The 16,037-nt window shown below is 65.9% G+C and carries 13 protein-coding genes and 2 pseudogenes; 5 read left to right on the forward strand and 10 right to left on the reverse strand.

Annotated features, from left to right (window positions below):
- Window positions 1-103 precede the first annotated feature (103 nt).
- Both KDW55_RS06870 and KDW55_RS06875 read right to left on the reverse strand, forming a co-directional pair.
- Window positions 104-1,726 (reverse strand): phospholipase D family protein, encoded by a 1,623-nt coding sequence (locus KDW55_RS06870; RefSeq protein WP_059548692.1) that lies wholly within the window; start codon window positions 1,724-1,726, stop codon window positions 104-106.
- Window positions 1,727-1,899: 173 nt separating this feature from the next.
- Window positions 1,900-2,220, reverse strand: a pseudogene (locus KDW55_RS06875) (FCD domain-containing protein); the annotation flags it as partial.
- Window positions 2,221-2,253: 33 nt separating this feature from the next.
- Here KDW55_RS06875 and KDW55_RS06880 point away from each other — a divergent pair.
- Complete coding sequence (locus KDW55_RS06880) at window positions 2,254-3,954, forward strand: lactate permease LctP family transporter (protein ID WP_212160852.1); 1,701 nt, start codon at window positions 2,254-2,256, stop codon at window positions 3,952-3,954.
- Between the two features lie 148 nt (window positions 3,955-4,102).
- Here the strand turns inward: KDW55_RS06880 and KDW55_RS06885 are convergent, their stop codons facing one another.
- The gene (locus KDW55_RS06885; RefSeq protein WP_040141963.1) at window positions 4,103-4,864 is read right to left on the reverse strand and encodes a M48 family metalloprotease; all 762 of its coding nucleotides are present in this window, start codon (window positions 4,862-4,864) and stop codon (window positions 4,103-4,105) included.
- A gap of 208 nt (window positions 4,865-5,072) precedes the next feature.
- Between KDW55_RS06885 and KDW55_RS06890 the strand changes: the two are divergent.
- Window positions 5,073-5,324, forward strand: a pseudogene (locus tag KDW55_RS06890) (3-hydroxylacyl-ACP dehydratase); the annotation flags it as partial.
- Between the two features lie 22 nt (window positions 5,325-5,346).
- Entirely contained in the window at window positions 5,347-5,640 is a 294-nt protein-coding gene (locus KDW55_RS06895) for a hypothetical protein (protein ID WP_209824622.1), read from the forward strand.
- Between the two features lie 79 nt (window positions 5,641-5,719).
- Here KDW55_RS06895 and KDW55_RS06900 read toward each other — a convergent pair whose 3' ends face one another.
- The 5 genes from KDW55_RS06900 to KDW55_RS06920 form a co-directional block, all read right to left on the reverse strand.
- On the reverse strand, window positions 5,720-5,923 hold the full coding sequence (locus KDW55_RS06900; RefSeq protein ID WP_040141967.1) for a hypothetical protein: 204 nt from the start codon (window positions 5,921-5,923) through the stop codon (window positions 5,720-5,722).
- A gap of 193 nt (window positions 5,924-6,116) precedes the next feature.
- Window positions 6,117-6,860 (reverse strand): acetoacetyl-CoA reductase, encoded by a 744-nt coding sequence (gene phbB, locus KDW55_RS06905; RefSeq protein WP_040141969.1) that lies wholly within the window; start codon window positions 6,858-6,860, stop codon window positions 6,117-6,119.
- Between the two features lie 217 nt (window positions 6,861-7,077).
- Window positions 7,078-8,259 (reverse strand): acetyl-CoA C-acetyltransferase, encoded by a 1,182-nt coding sequence (locus KDW55_RS06910; protein WP_212160851.1) that lies wholly within the window; start codon window positions 8,257-8,259, stop codon window positions 7,078-7,080.
- A gap of 247 nt (window positions 8,260-8,506) precedes the next feature.
- Window positions 8,507-9,088 (reverse strand): TIGR01841 family phasin, encoded by a 582-nt coding sequence (phaP, locus tag KDW55_RS06915; protein WP_059544732.1) that lies wholly within the window; start codon window positions 9,086-9,088, stop codon window positions 8,507-8,509.
- 450 nt (window positions 9,089-9,538) lie between these two features.
- The gene (locus KDW55_RS06920) at window positions 9,539-10,303 is read right to left on the reverse strand and encodes a ParA family protein (protein ID WP_209821107.1); all 765 of its coding nucleotides are present in this window, start codon (window positions 10,301-10,303) and stop codon (window positions 9,539-9,541) included.
- A gap of 229 nt (window positions 10,304-10,532) precedes the next feature.
- Between KDW55_RS06920 and KDW55_RS06925 the strand changes: the two genes are divergently transcribed.
- Entirely contained in the window at window positions 10,533-10,757 is a 225-nt protein-coding gene (locus tag KDW55_RS06925) for a hypothetical protein (RefSeq protein ID WP_040141977.1), read from the forward strand.
- 252 nt (window positions 10,758-11,009) lie between these two features.
- Here the strand turns inward: KDW55_RS06925 and KDW55_RS06930 are convergent, their stop codons facing one another.
- Window positions 11,010-11,564, reverse strand: coding sequence for a single-stranded DNA-binding protein (locus KDW55_RS06930; protein ID WP_069241755.1), 555 nt, complete (start codon window positions 11,562-11,564; stop codon window positions 11,010-11,012).
- A gap of 104 nt (window positions 11,565-11,668) precedes the next feature.
- Entirely contained in the window at window positions 11,669-12,856 is a 1,188-nt protein-coding gene (locus tag KDW55_RS06935) for an MFS transporter (RefSeq protein WP_040141981.1), read from the reverse strand.
- Between the two features lie 278 nt (window positions 12,857-13,134).
- Between KDW55_RS06935 and uvrA the strand changes: the two genes are divergently transcribed.
- Window positions 13,135-16,020, forward strand: coding sequence for an excinuclease ABC subunit UvrA (uvrA, locus tag KDW55_RS06940; protein ID WP_040141983.1), 2,886 nt, complete (start codon window positions 13,135-13,137; stop codon window positions 16,018-16,020).
- Window positions 16,021-16,037 lie beyond the last annotated feature (17 nt).

The following is a 16,037-nucleotide window of genomic DNA, read 5'->3' on the forward strand; positions in this document are numbered from 1 at the left end:
GCCGCCGCCGAGACCGTCACGTCATGGATATCGTTGCGTGCACAACGATATCACCTTTGCCCGCACGCCGGTATCGCGGGTTTTGCCGGAGTCGTTCGCGCCCTTACAGCTGGTCGTCGACGGGCAGCAGCGTGAAGATGCCCGTCATCACGTTGCGCAGCAGCCCCGCATGCGGGTCGACGTGATAGGTCGTGGTGCGGCCGTCGTCGGTACCCGTCCATTCAAGCGCGGGCGGGCTGCCGTCCGCCTGCTTCGCGAGCGTCACGCGGTAGCTTTCGTCGGGCTGCGTGACGCGCGCGAAGATCGCCGCGGCCTGCTCCGCGAGCACCGGGCTGTGGATAACCAGCGCCAGCTCGGTGTTCAGGTGCGCGGAGCGCGGGTCAAGGTTCAGCGAACCGATCACGAGGATTTGCCGGTCGATCACATATGCCTTCGCATGCAGGCTCGCACGCGAGCGAGAGCCGAACAGCCGTGGCGGCGCCTGGTCCGGCTGCGACTTGAATTCGTATAGCTCGACGCCGCGCTGCAGCAACGGTATGCGATACGGCGCATAGCCGGCCTGCACCGCGATCGCGTCGGTCGCGGCCAGCGAATTCGTGACGATCGCGATACGCACGCCGCGCGCGGCCGTGTCGCCGAGGATCTTCACGCCGGCGTCGTGCGGCACGAAATACGGCGAAAACGCCAGGAACTCCTTGCGTGCGCCGCGCGCGAGTTCGGCCAGGCGCTGCATCGGCGGACTCACGTAGGTGCCGGTCGGTCGCGCGATCTTGTCCGGCGCATCGACCTTGAATTCGGCCGGCGCCCACACGAGCTCGAGCTGCTCGCGTGCGATCTGCTGCGCGAGCGGCGTCGCGTTCAGGGGCTTCGCGTTGTACGGATCCGCGTTCTTGCGCCAGTGCTCGCGCAACTCGTCGCGCATCGCGTCGAGATCTTTCGGGTCGAACTTCTGATGATTCAGCACGCGCAGCGGATAACTGCTCGCGCTCGCCCAATAGTCGTCGAAGCTCTTCGAGATGTCGTGCGTCACCGGCCCGGCCGACAGCACGTCGAGATCGCGGAACTGCAGCGTCGGGCTCGCACTGAAGTATTCGTCGCCGAGGTTGCGGCCGCCGACGATCGCGAGCTGGTTGTCCGCGATCATCGCCTTGTTGTGCATGCGGCGCGTGAAACTGTCGATGCGCGTGAGGAAGTTGGCCGTGCGCTCGACCATTCCGCGCTGCGACGCGCCGAACGGATTGAATACGCGGATCTCGATGTTCGGGTGCGTATTCAGCGAGGCCATCACGCGATCGATGTCGTGGAAGTTCAGGTCGTCGACCAGCATCCGCACGCGCACGCCCCGATCGGCCGCGTACAGCGCCGCGGCGAGCAACAGCTTGCCGGTCGTGTCCTCGGTCGCGATGTAGTACTGCATGTCGAGCGTCTTCGTCGCCGCACGCGCGAGCGCGATACGCATCTGCAACGCGGTCGCGCCGTCGGCGAGCAGCCGGAAACCGGACTGCCCCGGATGCGCGGCCGCCGGCGCAGCCAGCGCGTCGCGCAGCGGCGTCGCGCTGTCGGCCGACAGCGCGTGGGACACCGGACGATCGAGCGACGTGGCGGGCGGGTGCGTCGCGCAGGCGACGAGCGGCAGCAGCGCACACGCGATCAGTGCGCGGGCCGGGCGGCACACGGCGCGCCACGACAGCGCGGCCGGTGCGCGCCGGATCAAAGACGTGAGCACGGAGGCTTCCTCGACAATCGGATCAATGGGCACGTGATCGCCGCGGCGCGCGGCTGACGGGCAGTTCCGACCGATTCTAGTAGCCGCCCGATGAACCGGTCAATCGCACGGCGGGCCAGGGCGCCGCCACGCGGCCGCCGCGCAAGCTCAGCGCGCCGGTGGTCCAACCAATCTCACGGCGTGTTGCCGCTTCGCTCGAAATGACTCCGCACATAGTCGATATGGGTCTGCATCGCGGTGCGCGCCTCCTCGGGCCGGTGCGCGCAGATTGCATCGCAGACGACACGGTGCTGTTGCAACAACAACTCGGACGCCTGCTCGTCGCACGTCGTCATCCCGGCGACGTTGATCGAAATGTGCTCGCGCAGCATCCCGATCACGCTCGTATTCAGATGCAGGAACATCGTGTTGTGCGATGCGAGCGCGATCGCCTCGTGCAGCTTCGCGTCGGTTGCCGTCTCGACGGCCGCGTCCTCGTTCGCGTGCGCGGTTTCCCGTACCGATAGAAATCCATGGAGGAGACACCCATGCAGGTTTGGCATCAGATCTATACGCCGCTCGGCAGCCTCGGGCTGTCGGCGTTAGTCGCCGCAATTCCGATCATCTTCTTTTTCGTCGCGCTTGCCGCATTGCGGATGAAGGGGCACGTCGCCGCGGCAATCACGCTGCTGCTGTCGCTCGGCGTCGCGATCCTCGCGCACCGGATGCCGGTGCCGCAGGCGCTCGCGGCGGCCGGCTTCGGGTTCGCGTACGGCCTGTGGCCGATCGCGTGGATCATCGTCGCGGCCGTGTTTCTGTACAAGATCGTCGTGAAAACCGGCCAGTTCGACGTGATCCGGGCGTCGGTGCTGTCGATCACCGACGACCAGCGGCTGCAGATGCTGCTGATCGGCTTCTCGTTCGGCGCGTTCCTCGAAGGCGCGGCCGGCTTCGGCGCACCTGTCGCGATCACGGCCGCGCTGCTCGTCGGCCTCGGCTTCAAGCCGCTGCATGCAGCCGGGCTCTGTCTGATTGCCAATACCGCGCCGGTCGCGTTCGGCGCGATGGGCATTCCGATCATCGTCGCCGGGCAGGTGACGGGCCTCGACGCGTTCCACATCGGCGCGATGGCCGGCCGCCAGCTGCCGCTGCTGTCGCTCGCCGTGCCCTTCTGGCTCGTGTTCATGATGGACGGGCTGCGCGGCGTGCGGCAGACGTGGCCGGCCGCGCTCGTCGCCGGCGGCAGCTTCGCGATCACGCAGTATTTCACGTCGAACCACATCGGGCCGGAGCTGCCGGACATCACGTCTTCGCTCGTCAGCCTCGTGTCGCTCGCGGCGTTCCTGAAGATTTGGCAGCCGAGCAGTGCGACGCAGAGGGCAGGCGGGATCGTCGTGTCCGGCGGCGCTGCGGCGCTCGCCGGGTTCGGCGCGGGCGACGGCGGTTCGGGCTCGAGCCGCCGCGCGTCGCCGTACACGTTCGGGCAGACGGTGCGCGCGTGGTCGCCGTTTCTGATCCTGACGGCCGTCGTCACCGTGTGGAGCCTCGCGCCGTTCAAGGCGCTGTTCGCCGTGCACGGCGCGCTCGCATCGACCGTGCTGAAGTTCCACGTAGCCGGGCTCGATCAGCTGATCGTGAAGACTGCGCCGATCGCCGCGACGCCCAAGGCGCTCGATGCGGTGATGAAGATCGATCTCGTATCGGCGGTCGGCAGCGCGATCCTCGTGACCGCGCTGATCTCGATGGCACTGCTGCGGATGAAGCCGCGCGACGCGCTCGTCACGTTCGGCGAAACGCTGAAAGAGCTCACGCGCCCGATTCTGTCAATCGGCCTCGTGCTCGCGTTCGCGTTCGTCGCGAACTACTCGGGGATGTCGTCGACGCTCGCGTTGATGCTCGCCGCGACCGGCGCCGCATTCCCGTTCTTCTCGCCGTTCCTCGGCTGGCTCGGCGTGTTCCTGACCGGCTCCGACACGTCGTCGAACGCGCTTTTCTGCTCGCTGCAGCAGGCGACCGCGCATCAGCTCGGCGTGCCCGAGACGCTCGCGGTTGCCGCGAACACGACGGGCGGCGTGACGGCGAAGATGATCTCGCCCCAGTCGATCGCGGTCGCATGCGCGGCGACGGGCCTCGTCGGCAAGGAGTCCGAGCTGTTTCGCTTCACGGTGCGCCACAGCCTGCTGTTCGCGGTGATCGTCGGTTTGATCACGCTGGTGCAGGCATACGTACTGCCCGGGATGGTGCCGTAAGCAGCCGGCGAGGCGGCGCGGACCGGCGCTTTGCGCACCACTTTCCCGGCCGCTGAAAAAAAGAAACCCCCACGCCCGCGAGCGCGTGGGGGTTTCTGCATGGACATCGTCGTCGCGGCTGCCGGGTCGCCCCGGCGCCGGCCGGCGATCAGCTGCCCTTCGCGATGCGATCCTGGATATGCTGCGCACGGCTCGTCGACGACGGGTGCGAGCTCATCATCGAGCTCTTGCCGCCATCGAGCTGCGCGAGCTTCTGGAACGCGGTGACGAGGCCCTTCTGGTTCATGTTCTTCTGCTTCATCAGGTCGAACGAGTAGTCGTCGGCCGCGCTTTCCTGCGTCTGCGAGAACTGCGCGTTGATGAACTTCTCGGTGATGTCGCCGAGCTGCGAGCTCGTCAGCGCCGCAACGCCCGGCGAAGCCGCGCCGGCCGCGGTGCGCGCCGCGCTCACCGCGTACGCCGTCTGCATCGCCTTCTTCGAATGACCCAGTGCGACGTGGCCCATTTCATGACCGATCACGCCACGCAGTTCGTCGTCGTTCATCATGTCCATCAGGCCGCTGTACACGCGCACGCAGCCGTTGCCCATCGCCCACGCGTTCACGTCCTTGGTCAGATAGACCTTGTAGTTGATCTTCTGGCCGTTCAGCGTCATGTCGCCGAAGCCCTTCATCACCTTCGTCAGGCGCTTCGCATACGCGCTGTTCGGCGCCGCGATCTTCGATTCCGCATCGCTCGCCTTGCACGAGTCGTTCGACAGTGCCGCGATGTCGCTGTCCGACAGCGTCGCTGCCTTGAACAGGTTGGTCCCCGCCGACGTGAGGCTGTTCGCGTCGAGATTCTGCACGCCGCCGCATGCGCTCAACAGGAACGCCATGCCACACGCTGCCGCCGCTTTCTTGATATGCATCCCGGATCCCTCGGTAGTTAGTATTTGGGAGCGGCGATTTTGCATAATCCGGCAGAAAATTACCAGATGTTTACATCGCATGACATGCTTATTGTTTAGCGAATCGTAATTAACGAAGATATTGCTTCGCGGACCGGCAATGAACCGGCAATCAGTCGCCGTGTCCGGGCAAGCGGCTGAAAGGGGAACGCGACCGCCGCGTGAGCCTGCGCGCCCGCGCGCGGGCTATCTGGCGAGCATGCGCGACGTCGACGCATTCGTCGATCGACTCGACGCGTTCGCGCTGCCGCTGACCGTCGACGCCGAACGCATCGGCGGCGACGACCGCCCGGTGCTGTACGGCTTCGCGCTGCGCTGCGGCGAGCGCGTGCTGTTCAGCGGCCGCGCCGCGGTGATGCTCGACGCATCGGCCGCCGGCGCATTCGTTCCGCCGCCTGCCGGGCGCGCGGAGCCTCGATGAATCAACCCAGGAAAGCCAGGTCGTGAAAGCACGTCAGTTCATTCGCACCGCGTTCGTTCTTGCGCTGATCAGCCCGATCGCGCACGCGGACATGTCGGAAGTGAAGCAGGACATCAAGCGAGACTCGAAGGAAGCCGCGCACAAAACCGGCGAAGCCGCGCGCAGCTTCGGCCATGCGACCGCGAGCGCTGCAAAGGCGGTCGGGCACGGTATCGCGCATGCATCGCGTGAGGGCTGGGATGCCACCAAACGCACGACGAAGCGGATCTTTCACAAGAACGATTCGGGCGACGGCACGCACGAGCGCAACGATTGAGCGTGAAGATCCCGCGCTCCGCAAGCGGATGCGCGGGATGCGGCACGACGCCGAACGCGCGGCTGCCGCGCCGCCGGCGTCATCGCGCGCTGCCGCCACGCGTCCCACGCGCGGGCCCGCGCGCAAGGCGCTTGCCGTACGCGATGAACCAGCAATCGCGATGATCGAAGTTGCGCAACAGTCGCGCGCGACGCCGCTCGAGCCAGTGAAGCGCGATCGCCATCGTCAACGCGACGGCCAGCGCCGAGCCGCCGATCGCGAGTCCCATCCAGGTTTCACCCATGCCGCCTCCGGAATGCGAAGCCGGTGCGGCGTGCGTGCAGCGGTTGCCGGGCCGTAGCGCGGGGCGAATTTGCCTGCCGCGTGCGCGGCAAACCGGCGCCGCGCTCCGTCACCGCGCACGCGCGCCGCTCCGGCGCTCGATACAGCGGGAGCACGGCCCGGACACGCGCAAGCGCCGCCCGGGCCGCTGCGCTTCAGCACATGTGCTGGCCGCCGTTGATCGCGATGTTGGAGCCCGTCACGAAGCCGGCATCCTCCGAGCATAGAAACGCGATCAGCGCGGCGACTTCCTCCGGTCGACCGAGCCGGCCCGCCGGAATCTGCGGCAGGATCTTCGTGTCGAGGATGTCCTGCGGAATCGCAGTCACCATCTTCGTCGCGAGGTAGCCCGGCGACACGGTGTTCACCGTCACGCCCTTGCGCGCAATTTCGAGCGCGAGCGATTTCGTGAAACCGTGCATGCCGGCTTTCGCGGCCGCGTAGTTGGTCTGGCCGACCGAGCCCTTCGAGCCGTTGACCGACGCGATGTTGACGATGCGTCCCCAGCCGCGCTCGACCATGCCGTCGCACACCGGCTTCGTCATGTTGAACACGGAATCGAGATTGGTGCGGATCACCGCATCCCAGTTGACCTTGTCGAGCTTGCGCAACGTCATGTCGCGCGTGATGCCCGCGTTGTTCACGAGGATATCGATCGGACCGACGTCCCGGACGATCTTCTCGATGCATTGCTGGCAGGAATCGTAATCGGCCACGTCCACCGGATATGCGCGGAATTCGCGGCCGGCCGCATGCATCTCGGTCAGCCAGCGATCGGCGCCGGTATTGTTCGGCGAATACGTGACGACGACCCGGTGGCCAGCATCGCTCAACCGGATGCTGATCGCTTCGCCCAGACCGCCCATCCCGCCCGTCACAACTGCAATTCGCTTAGTCATCCTATTATTCACCGGCAAGTAAATTAATCAATGATGCGAAGCGGCGGCACTGCTGATGCCGCCGGCTCCGCCGCTGCGACGCGCTCCGCCCGCCACGCGGACGCGGCGCGCATCGGAACATCACGCTTGTTGTTCGCAGCTTGTCCCGCGCGAAGCGCACTTCGCGCGTGTGCGGCGCAGGTTGGCGCCGCACGCGTGCATGACCTTCAGAACCCGCTCAGTCGCGCTCGACCGCGAGCGCGACGCCCATCCCGCCGCCGATGCACAGCGACGCCAACCCGCGCTTCGCGTCGCGCTTGACCATCTCGTGCAGCAGCGTCACCAGGATCCGGCAGCCCGACGCGCCGATCGGGTGGCCGATCGCGATCGCCCCGCCGTTCACGTTCACCTTCGACGTGTCCCAGCCCATCTGCTTGTGCACCGCCAGCGCCTGCGCCGCGAACGCTTCGTTGATTTCCATCAGATCCAGGTCGCCCGGCGTCCAGCCCGCGCGCTCCAGCGCACGGCGCGTCGCCGGCACCGGGCCCATGCCCATCACGCTCGGATCCACGCCCGCGTTCGCGTACGCCTTGATCCGCGCAAGCGGCGTCAGACCCAGCGCCGCCGCCTTCTGCGCCGACATCACCAGCACCGCCGCCGCGCCGTCGTTCAGCCCCGACGCATTCGCCGCCGTCACCGACCCGTCCTTCGCGAACGCGGGCTTCAACCCCGCCAGCGATTCTGCCGTCACGCCGTGGCGCACGAATTCGTCGGTCGCGAATTGCACCGGCTCGCCCTTGCGCTGCGGAATCGCCACCGGCACGATCTCGTCGTTGAAACGGCCGGCCTTCTGCGCGGCTTCCGCCTTGTTCTGCGACAGCGCCGCGAACGCGTCCTGCTCCTCGCGCGTGATCCCGTATTCCTTCGCAACGTTCTCCGCGGTGATCCCCATGTGGTACTGGTTGTACACGTCCCACAGCCCGTCGACGATCATCGTGTCGACCAGCTTCGCATCACCCATCCGGAAGCCGTCGCGCGAGCCCGGCAGCACGTGCGGCGCCGCGCTCATGTTTTCCTGGCCGCCGGCGATCACGATCTCCGCATCGCCCGCAATGATCGCGTTCGCCGCGAGCATCACGGCCTTCAGGCCCGAACCGCACACCTTGTTGATCGTCATGCCCGGCACCGCATTCGGCAGGCCGGCCTTGATCAGCGACTGGCGCGCCGGGTTCTGCCCGGAGCCCGCCGTCAGCACCTGGCCCATGATCACTTCGCTCACCTGGTCGGGCTTCACGCCCGCACGCTCCAGCACCGCACGAATCACCGTCGCGCCCAGCTCCGGTGCCGCAACCTTCGCGAGCGAGCCGCCGAATTTGCCGACCGCGGTCCGCGCGGCCGATACGATCACTACGTCCGTCATGTTCTGTTCCTGCATTGAAGTCAGTGGGTCGATCCGTGTGCGTGCCCGAACCGGACGGCGCAGATGCGCCGCGCGGCCGGGAATGCGGAGGAACGGCCGCACGCTTGCGCGCGCGACGCCTCCGCACGATCGGGCCGCGGCCGGTCACGCTGGGCCGGCGGGCGCTTCATCGATCGTCGCGTGGCACACGCGGCAATCGGCGCCCGCCCGCGCCGCTTTCGGTCGTGTCGTGTCGCGTGAATCGCGCTCAGGCCGCCGTGTCGCGCGAAGCCGCTTCCTTGCGCGCGGCGGCGGCCGTCTGCCTGGCGCTGCGCGCCGTCGTTTCGGTGACCGCGTCGAAACCGCTTTGCGCGGCCTCGATCGCCTGCCCGGTCGCGGCGCGCATTGAATCGGCCGCGGCAGTCGCCGCGGTCAGCGCCGAGTTGAGCGCGGCGACCACGGCGCCCGAACCGGCGGGCGCATGCTTCGTCAGCTCACCGACCACGTCCTTCACGCGCTTGTCCGTCTGCTCGTACTGAGCCTGCGCGACCTTCGCCCATTCGGCCTGCGTGGACACCGCGATGTCGAACAAATGGCGGCCGTAAGCGACGGCCTTGCCGGCAGCTTCCTGCGGCGCGGCAACCTGCTGCGCGAAACTCGCGACCGGGTTGTTCGCATTGAACGCGTTCTTCAGCTTGTCCTCGTATTCCTCGAGCGCCGTCTTGGCCGCTTGCAGGTTGAGTTCAACCACGGCTTCGAAGCCATTGATTGCCGGACGGGCGATCGCGAACCACGCGGCAATGCCGGACTGGTAATCGGCGGCGAATTTTTCGGGGGCAAATACGGACATCGGTCACGCTCCTGTTAGCAATGCGAGAGATAACGTAAAGAAAATGGAAGTCGGATCGTGGTCCGCTTCCTTATTCGCCACCCGCAAATCGATTGAATGCGAGAAGTCGAGGAAGGTCATTCTAGAGGCATTGATTGTGAATTAAATTGAATTAATGCTAGGTGAAAACCCTTATATACCGTTCTGGCTGGCGGAGGGCCGAAACAGAATGTGTTCCAACTTCGCGCCTAAGACTTGATTATAAAAGGTTTTTACTTTTTTACGGGATCGCGCACCGGGTCCGGACGCAACATTTACCCCGTCATTATTTCCGCTATTGGAATACAGTCATGTACGTATTACGCGCAGAGGATTCGGGGAAATCGTTTTTTAGAGTACTGAAATCGTTATCGGTATTATCAATAACCGATTTAATAATCGCACGAATTGCGGCTTGCGCCGTGGAAGCGTTCAGCCCGCCAATTCGCGATGCAACGCGAGAAACTCCTGCGCGAGCTTGTGCGCCGGCTCCAGATGGATGACCGGCTTCGACTGCTGATGCGACTCGCGAATCTTCACCGACGCCGACAGCCGCGACTCGAGCACCGGCAGCCCTTCGTCGACGAGTTCGTCGACCAGCCGCTGCGGCAGGCTCGCGCGCGGCTGGAACTGGTTGATGACGATCCCTTCGACTTCGAGCGCCGCGTTGTGGTCCTGCTGGATCTCCTTCACGTTCTCGAGCAGCGTGTAAAGCGCGCGGCGCGAGAAGTCGTCGCAGTCGAACGGAATCAGGCAGCGCTCGACCGCGATCAGCGCCGAGCGCGTGTAGAAGTTCAGCGCGGGCGGCGTGTCGATGTAGACGGCATCGTATGCATCGAGCTCGTTCAGCGCGTCTCGCAGCTTGTAGATCTTGTAGCGGGACTCGAGCTTGCCGTGCAGCGTGTCGAGGTCCGGATGCGCGGGCATCACGTCGAGGCCGTCGAATGGCGTCGGATGGATGAACGATGCGACGTCGACCGGCCGGAAGTTGAACGTCAGCGCCGTCTCGAAAAAGTCGGCCACGCCCGGCTGCGCGTCGGTCGCGCGGTCGCCGAGCAAGTAGCGCGTGGAGTTCGCTTGCGCGTCGAGATCGATCACGAGCGTGCGCAGCCCTTCGTGCGCGCTGATCGCCGCCAGGTTGCAGACGATGGTCGACTTGCCCACGCCGCCCTTCTGGTTGAATACGACCCGCCGCATTGCGTCTCCTTCGCTCGAAATGCCGAAAGAATCAGCTTAGCCGGTCAATCGTGGCGGCCGCATGACATCGGTCAGATATGCGTTCCGATGCGGAAATGGGCGCAGTGAAGAGCAATGACGTCGGGCCCCCGCGCACGACAAGCGCCGAAAAAAGGTGCCATGTTGCGGCGCAACATTGTCGCAGTTAAAATACGGGAAAACCCTTAGTCAAGCCTGTAAAGGAGTGGTTGTGTACCCCGTATTTTCGTTCCTGATGGATCTGCTGCCGGGCCGCCGTGCAGGTTCGTTTTCGCCCGCCGCAAAAGTTAACCGTGTCACGTTTACGGGCGCTGTGGATCGCAGCGACGGCGTGATCCTGTCGATTCACGGCGGCGACGCGCTGGTCCGTTGGCCGAAGGGCGGGAAATCGGTCGAGCGCGTCAGCAATCTCGTTGCGATCGTGACGGAAGCGTAACGGGTTTCGTTTTTTCGGGCCATCCGAAACGGGCGGCCAGCGGACGATCCCGCCGGCCTGCGCTGCCGCGGAGAGCCCTCAAGTCTGCGCCGCCCGGCGGCGCCGTCGACGTGCACGCCCCCGTCCCGACGCACAACGGTTGGGGCCCGATCGAACGACGCGTAAACGAAAAAAGACCCGAAGGTCCACGCTGAACTACTGATTCTGCGTAGACGTTCGGGCCTGTCGTTTCGGCAGGAACCGACGTTGGGCTTAGAACGGAATATCGTCGTCCATCTCGTCGAAGCCGCCGCCTGCCGGCGCGCTCGGACGGCTCTGGCCGCCGCCTGCACCGCCCCGTGCGGCGCCGCCGGCACGCCCGCCGCCACCGCCGCGTTCCATCTGCTCGCCGCCGCGGCCGCCGCCGCCGCCACCGCCATAGCCGCCGCCGTAACCGCCCTCGTCACCACCGCCACCGCCGCCGCCCGAACCGCCGCGGCCGCCCAGCATCTGCATCTGGTCGGCGACGATCTCGGTCGAATAGCGATCCTGGCCGTCCTGGCCCTGCCACTTGCGCGTGCGGATGCGGCCTTCGATATAGACCGACGAACCCTTCTTCAGGTATTCGCTGACGATCTCGGCCAGACGGCCGAAAAACGCGACGCGGTGCCACTCGGTCATTTCCTTGAAATCGCCGCTCGCCTTGTCCTTGTAGCGGTCGGTGGTCGCGAGACGGATGTTCGCAACCGCGTCGCCGCTCGGCAGGTAACGGACTTCAGGATCGGCGCCGAGATTGCCGACGAGGATGACCTTGTTGACGGATGCCATGTGTTTCTCCAGTAAATTCGATGCCGGGCCGCCCGCGAATGTCGCCGGAGCAGCCCGCCGGGCAAGCCCGCAAGCGTCGCCGCTTGCGCGCCCGAAAAGTGAGTTCAGGCCTTGCGCGGCGGCGCTTTCATGCTGGCCGCGATTATAAGCCACGCCGCGACGAGCCCCGAGCATGCATAGAAGACGGTGTTCGCGCCGCCGTGCTTCAACAGCCAGCCGCCCACGATGCCGCCGAGCGCGAGCCCGACCGATTGCGTGGTGTTGTAAACGCCCGTGGCCGCACCCTTGCGCGAACCTGGCGCGAGCTTCGACACGAGCGACGGCTGCGACGCTTCCAGGATGTTGAAGCCGAGGAAGTACACGAACAGGATCGCAGCCACAATCAGGATGGTATGCGGTGCGCTGCCGAGCAACAATTGGCCGATCAGGATAGCCAGAATGCCGCCGAGCAGCACCGGCTTCATCTTGCCCCGTTTCTCCGCGACGATGATCGCCGGAACCATCATCACGAACGCGAGCCCCATTACCGGCAGGTACACCTTCCAGTGCGCGGCGACCGGCAGCCCGCCGTCGACCAGCAGGCGCGGCACGACGAGGAACAGCGCGGTCTGCGTCGCGTGCAGTACGAGCACGCCGAAGTTCAGGCGCAGCAACTCGCCGTTGTGCAGCACTTCGGCAAACGGCGCCGGCACATGCACGGGCTTCGCCGCGTCGGGCACGATCCACACCACGACGCCGATCGCGAGGATCGACAGCACGCCGACAATCGCGAACAGCCCGCTCATCCCGACCCAGTGGAACACGATCGGCGCGCCGACGATCGCGACCGCGAACGATACGCCGATCGATCCGCCGACCATCGCCATCGCCTTCGTGCGGTTCTGCTCGGAGGTCAGGTCCGCGATGAACGCGAGCACCGCGGACGATACGGCGCCCATCCCCTGGATCACGCGGCCGACGATGATCCACGTGATGTCGTGCGCGAACGCGGCGACGAAGCTGCCGAGCGCGAAGATCAGCAGCCCCGTCGCGATCACGGGCTTGCGGCCGAACTTGTCCGACGCCCACCCGTAGAAGATGTACAGCAGCGATTGCGTGACGCCGTAGGCCCCGAGGGCGATCCCGACGAGCAGCACGTTGTCGCCGCCCGGAATGGTTTTCGCGTAGACCGAGAACACCGGCATGATCATGAAAAGGCCGAGCATGCGCAGCGCGAAGATCGCCGCGAGCGACGTGGTCGCGCGCAGTTCGGGCGCGCTCATGCGGGAAGACGTGGCGGACGGATTGGACATCGGGAATGAATTTCGAATGATCGGAATGTCCGCCCGACGGCGGGCGGCGGAAGATCAGGGCCACCGGCGCGGGGGGGCGTGGCAGGCGCTTCCCGGCGTGCTTGCCGGCACGCGGTGCCGGCGGCCCGCAGGCCGCCTCGGGCCGGGCGGCGCGGCCGCTTTTCGCCGGCGTGCGCGCCGCGTTGCTGCCAGCTGCTGCAAAGGCTGGGGGCCCCCAACGACGGCCTCGAAAAGCCGTTATAGTAGCAGGTTTGGTTCCCTCCATTTTCGCCAGGTTCATGGAACAGATACGTATCCGTGGGGCACGCACCCACAACCTGAAAAACGTCAATCTCGACCTGCCGCGCCACAAGCTGATCGTGATTACCGGGTTGTCAGGGTCGGGCAAGTCGTCGCTTGCGTTCGACACCCTTTATGCCGAGGGTCAGCGCCGCTACGTCGAAAGCCTGTCCGCGTACGCCCGCCAGTTCCTGCAGCTGATGGAGAAACCCGACGTCGACCTGATCGAAGGCCTGTCCCCGGCGATCTCGATCGAGCAGAAGGCAACGTCGCACAACCCGCGCTCGACCGTCGGCACGGTCACCGAAATCCACGACTACCTGCGACTTTTGTTCGCACGTGTCGGCACGCCGTACTGCCCGGACCACGACATCCCGCTCGAGGCGCAGAGCGTCTCGCAGATGGTCGACGCGGCGCTCGCGCTGCCCGAGGAAACCAAACTGATGATCCTCGCGCCCGTCGTCGCGAACCGCAAGGGCGAGCACGCGGAGCTGTTCGAGGACATGCAGGCGCAGGGCTTCGTGCGCTTTCGCGTGCGCTCGGGCGGCGGCACCGCGAACGAAGGCGTCGCGAAGATCTACGAGGTCGAGTCGCTGCCGAAGCTGAAGAAGAACGACAAGCACACGATCGACGTCGTCGTCGACCGCCTTAAAGTGCGCCCGGACATGAAGCAGCGCCTCGCGGAATCGTTCGAGACCGCCCTGCGCCTCGCCGACGGCCGCGCGATCGCGCTCGAGATGGACACCGACCGCGAACACCTGTTCAGCTCGAAGTTCGCGTGCCCGATCTGCTCGTACTCGCTGCAGGAGCTCGAGCCGCGCCTGTTCTCGTTCAACAATCCGATGGGCGCGTGCCCGGAATGCGACGGCCTCGGCCAGATCACGTTCTTCGACCCGAAGCGGGTTGTCGCGCACCCGTCGCTGTCGCTCGCCGCCGGCGCCGTGAAAGGCTGGGACCGCCGCAATCAGTTCTACTTCCAGATGCTGCAGAGCCTTGCGGCGTTCTACGAATTCGACATCGACGCGGCGTTCGAAGATCTCCCCGAAAAGATCCGCAAGGTGCTGCTGTACGGCTCAGGCAAGCAGACGATCCCGTTCTCGTACATCAACGAGCGCGGCCGCACGACGATCCGCGAGCATGTGTTCGAAGGGATCATCCCGAACCTCGAGCGCCGCTACCGCGAGACCGATTCGGTCGCGGTGCGCGAAGAGCTCGCGAAATACCAGAACAACCAGCCGTGCCCGTCGTGCGACGGCACGCGGCTGCGCCGCGAAGCGCGCCACGTGCGCGTCGGCACCGGCGACTACGCGCGCGGCATCTATGAAATCAGCGGCTGGCCGCTGCGCGACGCGCTCGGCTATTTCGACGGCCTGTCGCTCGACGGCGCGAAGCGCGAAATCGCGGACAAGGTGATCAAGGAAATCGTCGCGCGCCTGACCTTCCTGAACAACGTCGGGCTCGATTATCTGTCGCTCGAGCGCAGCGCGGAGACGCTGTCCGGCGGCGAGGCGCAGCGGATCCGGCTCGCGTCGCAGATCGGCTCGGGGCTGACCGGCGTGATGTATGTGCTGGACGAGCCGTCGATCGGTCTGCACCAGCGCGACAACGACCGGCTGATTGCCACGCTCAAGCACCTGCGCGACCTCGGCAACTCGGTGATCGTCGTCGAGCACGACGAGGACATGATCCGCACGGCCGACTACGTCGTCGACATGGGCCCGGGCGCGGGCGAGCACGGCGGCGTCGTGGTCGCCGAAGGCACGCCGAAGCAGGTGCAGTCGAACCCGCAGTCGCTCACCGGCCAATATCTGGTCGGCAAGCGCACGATCGAGTATCCGGACGAACGGATCGCGCCCGATCCCGAACGGATGCTGCGCATCGTCGACGCGCACGGCAACAACCTGAAGCACGTCGATCTGGAACTGCCGGTCGGCCTGCTGACCTGCATCACGGGTGTGTCGGGCTCCGGCAAGTCGACGCTGATCAACGACACGCTGTACCACGCGGTCGCGCGCCACCTGTACGGGTCGTCGGCGGAGCCCGCGCCGCACGAGGCGATCGAGGGCCTCGAGCACTTCGACAAGGTAATCAACGTCGATCAGTCGCCGATCGGCCGCACGCCGCGCTCGAACCCGGCCACGTACACCGGCCTGTTCACGCCGATCCGCGAGCTGTTCTCGGGTGTGCCGACCGCGAAGGAGCGCGGCTACGATCCGGGCCGCTTCTCGTTCAACGTGAAGGGCGGCCGCTGCGAGTCGTGCCAGGGCGACGGCGTGCTGAAGGTCGAGATGCACTTCCTCCCGGACGTCTACGTGCCGTGCGACGTGTGCCACGGCAAGCGCTACAACCGCGAAACGCTCGAAGTGCAGTACAAGGGCAAGAACATCAGTGAAGTGCTCGACATGACGGTCGAACACGCATACGAATTCTTCAGCGCGGTGCCGGTCATCGCACGCAAGCTGAAGACGTTGCTCGACGTCGGCCTCGGTTACATCCGCCTCGGCCAGTCGGCCACGACGCTGTCGGGCGGCGAGGCGCAGCGCGTGAAGCTGTCGCTGGAGCTGTCGAAGCGCGACACGGGCCGCACGCTGTACATCCTCGACGAGCCGACCACCGGCCTGCACTTCCACGACATCGCGCTGCTGCTCGAGGTGATCCACCGGCTGCGCGACCAGGGCAACACGGTCGTGATCATCGAGCACAACCTCGACGTGATCAAGACGGCCGACTGGGTGATCGATCTCGGCCCCGAAGGCGGCGCCGGCGGCGGCCAGATCATCGCGCAGGGCACGCCCGAGCAGGTGGCGAAGACCAAGGCGAGCTTTACCGGCAAGTATCTCGCGCCGCTGCTCAAGCGTCCTGCCCGCAAGGCTGCGGCCGGCTGACGACCGCCGTTCCCGCG

This window comes from Burkholderia sp. AU19243, assembly GCF_018148075.1.
In the GTDB taxonomy this organism is placed as follows: Bacteria; Pseudomonadota; Gammaproteobacteria; order Burkholderiales; family Burkholderiaceae; genus Burkholderia; species Burkholderia latens_A.

Excerpts from the sequence above, each read along its gene's own strand:
- KDW55_RS06880 (WP_212160852.1), top strand. The coding sequence starts at position 2,254 with ATGCAGGTTTGGCATCAGATCTATACGCCGCTCGGCAGCCTCGGGCTG.
- KDW55_RS06885 (WP_040141963.1), bottom strand. The coding sequence starts at position 4,864 with ATGCATATCAAGAAAGCGGCGGCAGCGTGTGGCATGGCGTTCCTGTTG.
- KDW55_RS06900 (WP_040141967.1), bottom strand. The coding sequence starts at position 5,923 with ATGGGTGAAACCTGGATGGGACTCGCGATCGGCGGCTCGGCGCTGGCC.
- phbB (WP_040141969.1), bottom strand. The coding sequence starts at position 6,860 with ATGACTAAGCGAATTGCAGTTGTGACGGGCGGGATGGGCGGTCTGGGC.
- KDW55_RS06910 (WP_212160851.1), bottom strand. The coding sequence starts at position 8,259 with ATGACGGACGTAGTGATCGTATCGGCCGCGCGGACCGCGGTCGGCAAA.
- phaP (WP_059544732.1), bottom strand. The coding sequence starts at position 9,088 with ATGTCCGTATTTGCCCCCGAAAAATTCGCCGCCGATTACCAGTCCGGC.
- KDW55_RS06920 (WP_209821107.1), bottom strand. The coding sequence starts at position 10,303 with ATGCGGCGGGTCGTATTCAACCAGAAGGGCGGCGTGGGCAAGTCGACC.
- KDW55_RS06930 (WP_069241755.1), bottom strand. The coding sequence starts at position 11,564 with ATGGCATCCGTCAACAAGGTCATCCTCGTCGGCAATCTCGGCGCCGAT.
- KDW55_RS06935 (WP_040141981.1), bottom strand. The coding sequence starts at position 12,856 with ATGTCCAATCCGTCCGCCACGTCTTCCCGCATGAGCGCGCCCGAACTG.
- uvrA (WP_040141983.1), top strand. The coding sequence starts at position 13,135 with ATGGAACAGATACGTATCCGTGGGGCACGCACCCACAACCTGAAAAAC.